This is a genomic window from uncultured Draconibacterium sp. (assembly GCF_913060805.1).
Classification (GTDB): Bacteria; Bacteroidota; Bacteroidia; order Bacteroidales; family Prolixibacteraceae; genus Draconibacterium.
Genome location: NZ_CAJXTC010000004.1, coordinates 1 through 13,887 on the forward strand (window position 1 = coordinate 1; position 13,887 = coordinate 13,887).

A 13,887-nucleotide genomic window follows, 5' to 3' on the forward strand; every position below is an offset into this window, starting at 1 on the left:
CGTAAATTAGAAATTATTGTTGTAGGTACCGGTTTAGGTGGTGCCTCGGCAGCTGCTTCATTAGCAGAATTAGGATATAAAGTAAAAGCATTTTGTTACCAGGACAGCCCGCGTCGTGCACACTCAATTGCGGCACAGGGTGGTATCAATGCTGCAAAAAACTATCAGAACGACAACGACTCGGTTTACCGTTTGTTCTACGATACTATTAAAGGTGGTGACTACCGTGCACGTGAAGCTAACGTTTACCGTTTGGCAGAAGTTTCGCCAAACATTATCGACCAGTGTGTTGCACAAGGTGTACCTTTTGGCCGCGAATACGGTGGTTTGTTAGACAACCGTTCGTTTGGTGGTGTATTGGTAAGTCGTACGTTCTACGCACGTGGGCAAACCGGTCAGCAGTTGTTGATTGGTGCTTACCAGGCGTTGAACCGTCAGATTTCGAAAGGTGCTGTTGAAATGTACAACCGCCACGAAATGTTGGATTTGGTTAAGATCGACGGAAAAGCTCGTGGTATTATTGCCCGCGACCTTGTATCTGGAGAGATCAAACGTTTTGGTGCACACGCCGTAGTTGTAGCAACCGGTGGTTACGGAAACGTATTCTTCCTGTCGACTAACGCAATGGGAAGTAATGGATCGGCAGCATGGCAGTGTTACAAACGTGGTGCTTTCATGTCGAACCCATGTTTCGTACAGATTCACCCAACTTGTATTCCTGTTCATGGCGATCAGCAATCGAAACTGACTTTGATGTCGGAGTCGTTGCGTAACGATGGTCGTGTTTGGGTACCAAAGAAAAAAGAAGACGCAGTAAAATTGCAGAAAGGTGAACTTCACCCGAACGATATTGCTGATGAGGATCGTGACTTTTACCTGGAAAGAAGATATCCTTCGTACGGTAACCTTGTACCTCGTGACGTTGCGTCGCGTGCTGCAAAAGAACGTTGCGATGCCGGTTTTGGTGTAAATGCCGAAGGTAAAGCAGTATTCCTCGATTTTAAATATGCCATTGAGCGTTTAGGTAAACATGTAATTGAAGCACGTTATGGAAACCTTTTCCAGATGTACGAAAAAATTACCGACGTTGATCCTTACAAAGCGCCAATGATGATTTACCCGGCGATTCACTACTCAATGGGTGGTACCTGGGTTGATTACAACCTGATGACTTCAGTTCCTGGTTTGTACTCTATTGGTGAAGCAAACTTCTCCGATCACGGTGCTAACCGTCTTGGTGCTTCGGCGCTGATGCAAGGTTTGGCCGATGGATATTTTGTGTTGCCATACACTATTGGTGATTATTTGGCTGACGAAATTATGACGCCAATGGCCGACACAAACGCTCCTGAGTTCGCTGCGGTTGAAAAAGAAGTAACAGATCGTATCGAGAAGTTATACAATATTAAAGGTTCGAAACCGGTTGACTATTTCCACAAAAAACTTGGACAAGTAATGTGGGATTACGTTGGTATGGCCCGTAATGCTGAAGGATTGACAAAAGCGATCGAGATGATTAAGGAAATTCGCGAAGAATTCTGGAAAGATGTTCGTATTCCTGGCGAATTGGATAACCTTAATCCTGAGTTGGAGAAAGCCGGTCGTGTTGCCGATTTCTTCGATATTGGTGAGTTGATGGCTCGCGATGCACTCGACAGAAACGAATCGTGTGGTGGACACTTCCGTGAAGAGTCGGCTACCGAAGAAGGTGAAGCAAAACGTAACGACGAGAAATTCACCTACGTATCGTGCTGGGAGTACAAAGGAGAGGGCGTTGAGCCGGATATGCATAAAGAAGATTTGGTGTTTGAGAATGTGAAGCTTACGCAGCGTTCTTACAAATAATCGATCGAATAATTATAAATCATAAATCTGTAAGATTATGGCTGATAAGATTCTAAAAAAACTCAAAATAAAAGTTTGGCGTCAAAAGAATGCCAAATCAAAAGGTAAATTCGAAACATACACAATCGAGAATGTTTCAACCGGGTCTTCTTTCCTTGAAATGATGGATATCCTGAATTTCCAGCTTATCGAAGAAGGAATTGATCCAATCGCTTTCGACCACGACTGCCGCGAAGGTATCTGCGGTACTTGTAGTCTTTACATCAACGGACGTCCGCACGGACCAGACACAGAGGTTACTACTTGCCAGTTGCACATGCGTAAGTTCAAAGATGGTGAAACCATTGTTATTGAGCCTTGGCGTGCGCGTGCATTCCCGGTAATTAAAGACCTTGTGGTTGACCGTACAGCTTTCGAGAAAATTCTTCAGGCTGGTGGTTTCGTATCGGTAAATACCGGTGGTGTTCCTGATGCAAACGCTATTCCTGTTGCTAAGGAAGATGCAGAAGAATCAATGGATGCAGCAGCATGTATCGGTTGTGGTGCTTGTGTGGCAGCTTGTAAAAACTCGTCGGCTATGTTGTTTGTTTCGGCAAAAGTTTCGCACCTGGCAAAATTGCCTCAAGGTAAAGTTGAAGCTGCTAGCCGTGCTAAAAACATGGTATCGAAAATGGATGAACTTGGTTTTGGTGGATGTACCAATACGCAGGCTTGTGAGGCCGAGTGTCCGAAGAGTATTTCGATTACAAACATTGCACGTTTGAACCGCGAATACCTGAAAGCAAGAATTAGCGAATAAGAAAATTCACGCTATAGTTTTGAAAAGCCTTCTCAGTTTCTGGGAAGGCTTTTTTGTTTTAAGCTGCCTGGTTCGGCGAGAGAAAACTAACTTTATTGGCCAATTTTAAAATACCCCTAAATCCCCTGGAGGGGACTTGCTCAACTCCCCTTTAGGGGCCGGGGGTAAAACGATAGAATTGCAACATGCTTCCGATTATGCGCTAAGCGGTTACAATCGCTAAGTTCTTAAAGTCAATGGCAGATTCGTTGCTTTTATTGTGGCTTCACTTTGTTTAGTTCGCTTGATTGTTAGTTACCCTTTTTGTTTCTAACCCTGTTAACTTCGTGCGAAGATAGAGACCGAAAGGTATTAAAATAGGGCCGTTCGCTAAAAACAGCCTCCGGTTTTTCACACTAATAAACAAGTAGATGTGCATAAGTGCAAGGGCGAACACATGTATTCTCCATACACAATCCATAACTTCGCATAAACACAAAGGATAATTATGCCATACAGACGTTTACCCACGACGGATAAAGCCAGAATACGCGCACTTAACGCAGCGCTGGCAAAGGTGATTAAGAATGAACACAAGTTGGCATTCTCCAATCATTCGGTTGAAGAACTTCAGAATGTGAAGAACAATTTTGAGAATCATCTTACGCAATACGAGTTAGACACACGCCTTCAGTCGGAAAATATTAAAGAGTACAAAGAAGCTTTTGATCGCGCTAAAATGTATGTTTCGCATTTCATACAGGTTTTGCAGTTTGCATCAGAGCGCGGCGAGATTAACGGAGGAATTAAGTTCTACGGAAACCTGGCTTCGTTTGAAGGGAAAGTACCGCCACTGAATACCGAGGAGGATATTATTGAGTGGGGCAAAATAATGGTGGAAGGCGAGCAAAAGCGTAAACAAAATGGTGGAAGTGCCATATATAATCCGTCAATTGCACTGGTAAAATTTAAGGTGGAAGAATTGCACGATGCTTCGGTATTTCAGCAAACCTTAAAACGAAATACTTTGCGCTCGTTCGATAAAATGCAAAAACTGCGCAAAATAACCAACGACTTTATAAGCAAGCTGTGGACAGAGATTGAAGAAAGCCTTGAAGTGGAATCGCCAAAAGCGAAACGTCAATTGGCACAGGAATATGGTATTGTTTATGTATTCCGTCGTAACGAAAAGAAAAAGCTTTCGGCTGAAGAAATGCAGACCGATCTCTTATTTGAATTTGCTTAGACGAATGAATTTATTGTATTGATATTTTATGTCCCGGGTTGGTAAAACTGATCCGGGATTTTTTATACAGGAATTTCTTTCCCAGCATTGTGCCGTTTCAACATCAAGAGAAACACAAGCGTTAGCGCCAGGCTGATTCCGGCCATGTAATAACTGTCAGACGTTGAGCCGATCTCTTCATATTGTGGTTTCATCAGGCCGTTATTTATAAAGTACATGGCAATTACTGCAATTGCATTATTCAAAAAATGGGCAATTATCGGTAGCCACATCGAGCCGCTCCAAACCAGCATATAACCAAACAAAGCGCCAAGCAAAACACGTGGAACAAAACCATAAAACTGCATGTGAAGCGCACTAAAAAGTATGGCCGAAATCCAGATTCCCCAATGGTGACTGTGTGTCATTTTACTAAATATCTTCTGAATGACTCCACGGAATAAAAGCTCCTCGCCAACTGCCGGTAGCAGGGCGATCATAAACACGTTAAAAGCAAGTCCGCCAATGGATTTTACATTTAAAAAGGCTTCGGTAATATCGGCGGCATTTTCTTCGGCGTTGCGCATCCATTCTTCCACGCCCGATAACCATTCGGGAAAACTCATATTGCTGTTCAATTCGCCGATGAGGTTAATGAGCGGAGAGGCAAAAAACATCATCACAACAACCAGGATTATACTTTGCGAATTGAATGATTTATCGAGATAAAGGTATTCTTTTGATTTGCCATGAAACAGGTAGCCCAGAATAAACGGAGGAACGATAAAAAAACCGATAGCCTGAACAACCTGAATAAATTTATAAAGGTTGATAATATTTTGTGGCGTTTCGGAATTAACAGCCGGCAGGTGCAAAACAGTGTTGAATCCCCAGATTGGAATGGCCACAACAAGCGACAATACAAAGAATATTAAAATGCTGGCCACCACAACAAATGCAGTAAAAAACAATTGCGAGAAAGGTTTCAGGTCTCTGAATGCAGTAAATTCCATTTTTGAAAATGTTTAGGACAAAGATAATTTTTCTGGGCATTTCCGTTTAATAGGATTTCGAACGATGTAAAAAGTCCGTGATTTCGCTTAACTTTAAAGAAACAAAATTCTACAGAGTGGAAGTCAACAAATCAATAATAGGGATGGTGCATGTGGGAGCGTTACCGGGCACCCCGAAAAACCACCTTACAATACCGGAAATTATTGAAGCGGCAATCAATGATGCACAAAAACTGGAACAAGGCGGTGTGGATGCTATTATGATCGAAAATATGCACGACCGTCCTTATTTGAATCGCGAAGTTGGGCCCGAAATAGTGGCCGCAATGACGGTCGTTGCAACAAAACTCAGGCAGGTTGTATCACTTCCGCTGGGAATACAGATTTTGGCTGGAGCCAACAAGCAGGCGTTAGCCGTTGCACATGCTGCAGGTTTCAATTTTATCCGGGCCGAAGGATTTGTGTTTGGGCACTTGGCCGATGAGGGAATGATGAACAGCGATGCGGCAGAACTTTTACGCTACCGGAAACAGATTGGTGCCGACAGCATAAAAATATGGACCGACATTAAAAAGAAACACTCATCGCATGCCATTTCCGCCGATGTTTCGATTTGCGATATGGCGAAAGCTGCCGGATTCTTTTTGGCCGATGGCGTTATTGTTACCGGAAATGCAACGGGCGAGGAAGCGTCGATAAAAGATGTGCAGGCTGTAGTTGAGGCAGTTCGCTTGCCGGTGTTGGTTGGCTCGGGAATTACGGAGCAAAATATTTCGGATTTCTGGCCGTACGCCGATGCTTTTATTGTGGGCTCATCTTTTAAATACGATGGCGACTGGCAAAACGAAGTGGAACTGGAAAGAGTTCAGGCATTTATGGCCCGCGTAAAACATTTGCGAGAAAGTAGCTAACATTTGTTTGATTAAAATCCTTAAAACCAGTTATGTGTGCTTATTTTGCTCAAGAAAAATGGAATTAGAGAATTGGTCAATGTGTCTGAAAAACAATAAGATACTAAAAAATTTTAATTTTACTTAAGTGTTAAATATCAGAATATTCTTTTTGCTAGTTGATTGATAATTAATGTCAAACCCATATTTTTGATCAACAAACTGATAGAAAATCATTTCCAAACCAACTTTGTACTAAAACAAATTTTAGAATTGAAAACAAGAACGATTCAGGAGAGTGTGCCGGATCAGTGATTGAAAGAAGGCTGTTGAGTTTACATCAGGCGCCGGATGCCAATTCATAAAGCAATCTTTAAAGCACAAAGCCGGTAACTGTTCTGTTTCACAAAAAACTTTGAATTATGAGTATAAAAAAACAATATTTAAAAAGTAAACCCGAGTGTAAAGTATCTTTTAGAGTGGCAAAAGCTGATGCTCCAAGTGCAGATACAGTAAAAATTGTAGGTGAATTTAACGGCTGGGACGAAGAAGTTGAGCCAATGAAAAAACTGAAAAGCGGTGATTTTACACAAACGCTGAATCTTGAAACCGGTAAAGCCTACCAGTTTAAATATTTGATCGACGGTTCGGTTTGGGAAAACGATAGCGAAGCCGACAGTACGGCTCCAACCGGTATTGTTGAAGGCGAGTTTAATTCGGTACTCGACCTGAATTAATTAAAAAAACATTACGGATCTGTAGCCATACGAAACAGAAGTTTTCGCGAAACTAAGTTTGGGGTTTTGTTACACCCGATTTCCCAAAGGGATGCAAATCGGCAAGGTTAGCTTCACTGCAGATTGACAAAATATTTAGTCCGGACTGTCTGATCCGGATTTCTATAAAGGTATTCCACAAAGCCACTTTGTCTTTATTGATGAAGTGGCTTTTTCTTTCTTTCAAATCAATTTAATATGTAATATGGCAACAGAACCACAATATGTAGAATTTAATTATTTCTGTTGCATTTGTCTTAATGCCAGACGGGCAGTTCCTTTTCCAATCGATGAAAAGGAACCAAAAATCTTGTCAAAAAATACCTTTGCGTTTTTTCAATTCAACCAATTAGCCCGACTGACGGATTTTTGACGAGCCCGCACGAGATTTGCCTTCAAGGCCGCCTTCGAGAAAAAGCGTTAATAAAATAGATGGATGGAACGTTAAAAATCAAGTCTGTTTGACGCTCGTTAGACCTGAAGCATGAAGGTCTAAAAGGAGGAGTTTCTTGATTTTAGTGAAAGGAATTTATTTTTAGTTTTTTATCGTCAGCGGTGGCTTTTTTGAATCCTTTTTCAGCTAAAGGAAAAAGGATTTTCCGTCTGAAAAGACATTTCCTAAATCTGGTTCAGGAAGGTGAAGTTGAAGTATCTGATGAAGTTGAATTGATAATTGGAACACTCCCTGTAACCATTTCACCCATCCTGTTACAAAATCTCCAAATCCTGTTTAACAGGACACCCAAAAACATAACAGGATGAGGGAAAAAGGTAACAGGACGCCCCAAAATCTAACAGGGACGCCAAAAAGTTAACAGGAAGCAATAAAAATGGTACAGGACGCTATAAAAACTAACAGGACGGCTCATGATGTAACAGGACGCTATTAGTCAGCAAATTACAGTGCTGGGCAAATGGCTGCGAAAAGCTATGTGTTGCAATGTAAATTATTTGTAATTAGCTTTTTAGTCCGTTTTAATTAAGGCCTGTTTCATCCTCGCCACCCATCAAAATTTTTCTATATTTGCATGTTTTTTAAAATCAGTGGATTATAAGGTATTCTTATGAGTAATAAATTTCAGGAATATAAGCAGTTAGATTTAGCACAGATAAACAAGGATGTGCTTGCGCGTTGGGAGAATGATGATACCTTTCATAAAAGTATTTCAACCCGCGAAGGGCACGAAACATTTGTATTTTACGAAGGACCGCCATCGGCAAACGGAATGCCGGGTATTCACCACGTGATGGCGCGTGCCATAAAAGATATTTTTTGCCGCTACAAAACCATGAAAGGTTTCCGTGTGCACCGTAAAGCCGGTTGGGACACGCATGGTTTGCCGGTAGAATTGAGCGTTGAAAAAGCGCTGAACATTACAAAAGACGATATAGGTAAAAAAATTACCGTTGAAGAATACAGCGACGCCTGCCGCAAAGAGGTGATGAAATACACTCGCGAGTGGGAAGAACTGACACGTAAAATGGGTTATTGGGTGAATATGGATGATCCGTATATTACCTACGAAAACCAATACATTGAGTCGGTTTGGTGGTTGCTGAAACAAATTTACAATAAAGGCTTGTTGTACAAAGGCTACACTATTCAGCCGTACTCGCCGGCAGCCGGAACAGGATTGAGCTCGCACGAGCTGAACCAACCTGGATGTTACCGCGATGTAAAAGATACAACAGCAATCGCCCAGTTTAAAGCCACACGAAACGAACGGTCGGAATTCCTTTTCGAAGGATTGGAAACCGATTTGTATTTCCTGGCCTGGACAACAACTCCATGGACATTGCCATCGAACACAGCACTGTGTGTTGGGCCGAATATTAAATACGTAAAAGTTCGTTCGTTTAATCCGTACACCGGAGATCCGGTAACGTTGATTTTGGCGAAAGACTTGTTCCCTGTTTATTTCAACTCGAAAAATGCCGAGCTGGCAATGGAGGATTATAAACCAGGCGACAAAAAAATACCATACGAAGTTCTGGCCGAATATACCGGCGAAGAATTGAAAGGTGTTCAGTACGAGCAGCTGATCGACTGGGTAAAACCTGAAGGAAAAGCTTTCGAGGTAATTACCGGCGACTTTGTAACCATCGAAGATGGTACCGGAATCGTTCACATTGCGCCTACTTTTGGTGCCGACGATGATCGTGTGGCAAAACAACACGGAATTTCGCCGCTGATCGTTATCGATACCGAAGGAAAACGTCAGGCTTTGGTTGACAAAAAAGGACGTTTTTACCCCACTATCGATTTGGATCCGGAGTTTGTTGAGAAATATGTAAACACCGAATCGTATCACGAGTTTGCCGGTCGTTCGGTGAAAAACGAATACGACGATAAACTGGATGACGATGCTCCAACAGTGGATATCGACATTTCGGTAATGCTGAAACAGCAGAATAAAGCATTCAAAATAGAGAAACACGTTCACAGTTACCCACACTGCTGGAGAACTGATAAGCCTGTGTTGTATTACCCGCTTGATTCGTGGTTTATCAAATCAACCGCCGTTAAAGACAAAATGGTGGAGTTGAACAACACGATCAACTGGAAACCAAAGTCGACCGGAACAGGACGTTTCGGAAACTGGCTTGAAAATCTGGTGGATTGGAACCTTAGCCGTTCACGTTTCTGGGGAACTCCGCTGCCAATCTGGAGAACTGAGGATGGTTCGGAAGAGATCTGTATCGGTTCGATGGAAGAACTGATGGCAGAGATTGACAAAGCGGTTGCAGCCGGATTTATGACAGAAAATCCATTTGCTGAGTTTAAAGTTGGCGATTACGAAAAAGCCAATTACGAAAAGATCGACCTGCACAAATCACATGTCGATAATATCATTTTGGTTTCACCGTCGGGACAAAAAATGGAGCGCGAATCCGACCTGATCGATGTTTGGTTCGACTCGGGTGCGATGCCTTTTGCACAACGCCATTATCCTTTCGAGTGGAAAGAGAATTTTAAAGATGTATTCCCGGCCGATTTTATTGCCGAGGGTGTTGACCAAACACGTGGTTGGTTCTTCACATTGCACGCTATTGCGACAATGATCGATGAATCGGTAGCGTTTAAAAATATTATTTCAAATGGTCTGGTACTCGACAAAAACGGCGTGAAAATGTCGAAACGTCTGGGTAATGCAGTCGATCCGTTTGAAACCATCGATAAATACGGTTCTGATCCGCTACGTTGGTATATGATTACCAATGCGCAGCCATGGGATAACCTGAAATTTGATATCGAAGGTGTTGAAGAAGTAAAACGTAAGTTCTTCGGAACACTTTACAATACCTACAATTTCTTCGCATTGTACGCCAATGTCGACGGCTTTAAATATGCCGAAGAAGAAATTCCTGTAGAACAACGTCCGGAAATTGATCGCTGGATTATTTCCTTGCTGAACTCGCTGATTAAAGAAGTGGGCGACAGCTACGAAAATTACGAGCCAACACGCGCCGGCCGTGCCATTTCGGAGTTTGTAACCGAGAACCTGAGTAACTGGTTTGTGCGTTTAAGCCGTAAACGTTACTGGGGTGGAGAGTACTCTACTGATAAAGTTTCGGCTTATCAAACGCTTTACACTTGTTTGGAAGTGGTGTCAAAATTAATGTCGCCAATTGCACCGTTTTACGCCGACTTGCTTTACAACGATTTGAATAAAGCAACAGGGAAAGCAGAAAACCAGAGTGTACACTTAGTTGATTTCCCTGCTTACAAAGAGGAATTGATTGACAAAGATCTGGAAGAAAAGATGGCCATTGCGCAAAAAGCTTCTTCTATGATTTTGGCATTGCGCCGAAAAGAAAAGCTAAAAGTGCGCCAACCGTTGGCTAAAATTATGGTGCCGGTGTTGAATCCGCACTTTAAAGAGCAATTCGAGGCCGTGTCGAATATTATTCTGGCAGAAGTAAACGTTAAAGAAGTTGAGTTCTTAACCGATACTGCCGGGGTGATCAAAAAGAAGATCAAGCCGAACTTTAAAGCACTGGGGCCGAAATACGGTAAAATGATGAAACAAATTGCCGGAGCTGTAAATCAGCTGGATCAGAATGCAATTTCGGCATTTGAAAGCACCGGTGAATATGAGTTGACTGTGGCAGATGAGAAAATTATGCTGTCGCTTGACGATGTAGAAATTCAAACCGAAGATATTCCGGGATGGACAGTGGCCACCGAAGGACAGATGACTATTGCGTTGGATATCAATCTTTCGGAAGAGCTCAAACAAGAAGGTATTGCCCGTGAATTTATCAACAAAATACAGAACTTACGAAAGGATAATGATTTTGAGGTAACCGATCGGATTAAGTTGCGTATTGCAAAGCATGAAGAGTACAATGTGGCGGTTGAAAACCACAAAAATTATATTTGTACACAGACACTTGCCGATGTTCTTGAATTGGTTGATGAGGCTGATTTAACAGGGGCGAACGAAGTCGAGATCGACAAAGATGTAACCGCTAAAATTGAGATAGAAAAGGTTATATAAATAATTGTTAACAGGCGATAAAAAAGATGGACTTTTTTATTACTTTAGGGCCTTGTTGAAAAAAGAGAGGAACTTAAAAACCCACGAATTATGGGAGACAAAAACAGATATTCTGATGAGGAGTTAATGGAATTCAAAACGATCATTCTGAATAAGCTTGAAAAAGCGCAGGAAGATTATACAATGTACAAGAATTCGATTACTCAGAGTGATGGGAATGATATTTCAGATACATCACCTACATTTAAAGTATTGGAAGAGGGCGCTGCTACCCTTTCTAAAGAGGAAGCCGGAAAATTAGCACAGCGTCAGTTGAAATTTATTCAGCACCTACAAGCTGCTCTTATTCGTATTGAAAATAAAACCTACGGTATTTGTCGCGATACCGGTAAGTTAATAGCTAAAGAAAGATTGCGTGCAGTTCCTCATGCAACACTTAGTATTGATGCGAAACAAGGAAAATAGTAAGTAAAAAAAAAGAATTGGAATTGCTCTTCGAAAATGCTGTATAGAATTTTCGAAGGGCATTTCTGTTATAAAGGGTTAGCATATGTCGCGTTCAGTAAAGTCACTGATAATTATATTCTCCATTTTAATTGTCGATCAGGTTCTGAAATTCTGGATAAAAACCAACCTGTCGATCGGTGATGAGATTGTGGTCTTTAAAGATTGGTTTATCCTTCATTTTGTGGAAAATAACGGTATGGCTTTTGGTTTCGAGTTTGCCGGCGAATATGGAAAAATGTTCTTGAGTGTTTTTCGTATTGTTGCGGTAATGGCCATTGGTTGGTACCTGTTTAAACTGGCCAAACAAAAAGACGTGCCTTTTGGCTTTGTGGCCTGTATTGCATTGATTTTTGCCGGTGCCATCGGGAATATTATCGACAGTCTTTTTTACGGAATAATATTCAATCATAGCTACGGGCAGGTAGCTACTTTATTTCCTGCTGAAGGTGGTTATTCCAGCTTCCTGCACGGAAGAGTGGTCGACATGTTCTATTTCCCGCTGCTGGAAGGCCGCTACCCCGAGTGGATACCAAAAATCGGAGGAAATCCGTTTATCTTTTTCCGTCCGGTATTTAATGTTGCCGATTCGGCAATTACGGTAGGTATCTTTTCTATTTTGATTTTCTATCGCAAGTATTTTAACAAACTCGAGACTAGCAACACTGAAACTGAAGAGGCTGAAGCGGAACAAACAGTTTAGCCATACAGAACCTCAGGTTAAGTACGGTTTACCTTTATGCAGAGGGATTTGCTAACAGCCACAAAATCACCCATTTTGTTTTACCTTTGCAAAATCATACGATTTCAGAAAAATTATGAGTCAACTTTATATCTATAATACGCTGAGCCGAAAAAAGGAAGCGTTTGAACCGCTGGTTGAAGGTCGCGTTGGTTTATACGTATGTGGGCCAACGGTTTACAGTAACTCGCATTTGGGGCATGCCCGCCCGTTTATCACTTTCGATTTGTTGTATCGTTACCTTACTTTCCTCGGAAACAAAGTTCGTTACGTGCGCAACATTACCGATGTTGGTCACCTGGAAGATGAGGTGGAAGGTGTTGGCGAAGATCGTATAGCCAAAAAAGCGCGTTTGGAGCAGCTGGAGCCAATGGAAGTGGTTCAAAAATACATGAACACTTTCCATCGTAACATGGACGATCTGAACGTTACTCCGCCGAGTATCGAGCCGCGTGCTTCTGGTCATATCATCGAGCAAATTCAGGTGATTGAGGGTATTCTGAAAAACGGATACGCTTACGAAGCAAACGGATCTGTTTATTTTGATGTAGAGAAATACAACAACGACTACAAATACGGAAAACTTTCGGGCCGTAATCTTGATGATATAAAAACCAACACCCGCAAACTCGACGGGCAGGATGAAAAGAAAAACTCTTTTGATTTTGCTTTGTGGAAAAAAGCGGCACCCGAGCATATTATGCGCTGGCCTTCGCGTTGGAGTGATGGTTTCCCGGGATGGCACCTCGAGTGTTCGGCAATGAGTACAAAATATTTGGGTGAACAGTTTGATATTCATGGTGGTGGAATGGATTTGACTTTCCCACACCACGAATGCGAAATTGCGCAAAATACAGCTTGCCGCGGAACAGAATCGGTGCGTTACTGGATGCACAATAACATGATCACCATTAACGGCCAGAAAATGGCTCGCTCGCTGGGTAACTTCATCACCTTGGATGAATTGTTTACCGGCACGCACGAAATTCTGGAGCAGTCGTATTCGCCAATGACCATCCGCTTCTTTATTTTGCAGGCACATTACCGCAGTACCATCGATTTCTCGAACGAAGCTTTACAAGCCTCGGAAAAAGGATTGGAGCGTTTGATGTCTGCCTTAAAAACATTGGGCGAATTAGTTGCATCTGAAGCATCAACAGTTGATATTGCATCGTTAAAAGAGAAATGTTTTGCTGCCTTGAGCGACGATCTGAATAGCCCGATCGCGATTGCACACCTTTTTGATGGTGTTAAAATGATCAACTCGATAAAAGCCGGTACCGAGAAAATTTCAGCAGCTGATCTGGAGGATTTGAAAGAATTTTACAAAGCAGTGGTTTTTGATGTGCTTGGATTAAAAGAGGAAGGCGAAACAGGAAGCGGAAACAATGAAGTATTGGGTGGCGCTGTTGAGTTGCTCATTAATCTTCGGAAAGACGCTAAAGCCAATAAAGATTGGGGTACTGCTGATAAAATTCGTGACGAATTAAACGCCATTGGTATTGAGTTAAAAGACACCAAAGATGGTGTGGAGTGGAGTGTTAAATGAATTATGAATGTTGAATAATGATTAACGAATGTAGAAGAAGAATAGAATCGTTAATCGAAATTC

At 42.0% G+C, this 13,887-nt stretch carries 10 protein-coding genes; 9 read left to right on the forward strand and 1 reads right to left on the reverse strand.

The features are described from left to right. The 3 genes from QZ576_RS03375 to QZ576_RS03385 all read left to right on the forward strand — a co-directional run. Positions 1–1,845 (forward strand): fumarate reductase/succinate dehydrogenase flavoprotein subunit (locus tag QZ576_RS03375; protein ID WP_297094062.1); only part of this gene is annotated, 1,845 nt, incomplete at its 5' end. A 37-nt stretch (positions 1,846–1,882) separates the two neighbouring features. Next, the gene (locus QZ576_RS03380) at positions 1,883–2,644 is read left to right on the forward strand and encodes a succinate dehydrogenase/fumarate reductase iron-sulfur subunit (protein WP_297094064.1); all 762 of its coding nucleotides are present in this window, start codon (positions 1,883–1,885) and stop codon (positions 2,642–2,644) included. 487 nt (positions 2,645–3,131) lie between these two features. Further along, entirely contained in the window at positions 3,132–3,869 is a 738-nt protein-coding gene (locus tag QZ576_RS03385) for a hypothetical protein (RefSeq protein ID WP_297094066.1), read from the forward strand. A gap of 62 nt (positions 3,870–3,931) precedes the next feature. Here the strand turns inward: QZ576_RS03385 and QZ576_RS03390 are convergent, their stop codons facing one another. After that, positions 3,932–4,861: a CPBP family intramembrane glutamic endopeptidase gene (locus tag QZ576_RS03390; protein WP_297094068.1), complete on the reverse strand. Its 930-nt coding sequence runs from the start codon at positions 4,859–4,861 to the stop codon at positions 3,932–3,934. 116 nt (positions 4,862–4,977) lie between these two features. On the opposite strand from QZ576_RS03390, the gene QZ576_RS03395 reads away from it, so the two are divergent. From QZ576_RS03395 to cysS, 6 genes are all read left to right on the forward strand, one after another. Further along, positions 4,978–5,772: a BtpA/SgcQ family protein gene (locus QZ576_RS03395; protein ID WP_297094070.1), complete on the forward strand. Its 795-nt coding sequence runs from the start codon at positions 4,978–4,980 to the stop codon at positions 5,770–5,772. A gap of 401 nt (positions 5,773–6,173) precedes the next feature. Then, the gene (locus tag QZ576_RS03400) at positions 6,174–6,488 is read left to right on the forward strand and encodes an isoamylase early set domain-containing protein (protein WP_297094072.1); all 315 of its coding nucleotides are present in this window, start codon (positions 6,174–6,176) and stop codon (positions 6,486–6,488) included. Between the two features lie 1,103 nt (positions 6,489–7,591). Continuing rightward, entirely contained in the window at positions 7,592–11,029 is a 3,438-nt protein-coding gene (gene ileS, locus QZ576_RS03405) for an isoleucine--tRNA ligase (RefSeq protein ID WP_297094074.1), read from the forward strand. A 90-nt stretch (positions 11,030–11,119) separates the two neighbouring features. Beyond that, the gene (locus QZ576_RS03410) at positions 11,120–11,494 is read left to right on the forward strand and encodes a TraR/DksA C4-type zinc finger protein (RefSeq protein WP_297094076.1); all 375 of its coding nucleotides are present in this window, start codon (positions 11,120–11,122) and stop codon (positions 11,492–11,494) included. 85 nt (positions 11,495–11,579) lie between these two features. Continuing rightward, on the forward strand, positions 11,580–12,236 hold the full coding sequence (locus QZ576_RS03415; RefSeq protein WP_297094077.1) for a lipoprotein signal peptidase: 657 nt from the start codon (positions 11,580–11,582) through the stop codon (positions 12,234–12,236). A gap of 115 nt (positions 12,237–12,351) precedes the next feature. Continuing rightward, positions 12,352–13,824 (forward strand): cysteine--tRNA ligase, encoded by a 1,473-nt coding sequence (gene cysS / locus QZ576_RS03420; RefSeq protein ID WP_297094079.1) that lies wholly within the window; start codon positions 12,352–12,354, stop codon positions 13,822–13,824. The last annotated feature ends 63 nt before the right edge of the window (positions 13,825–13,887 follow it).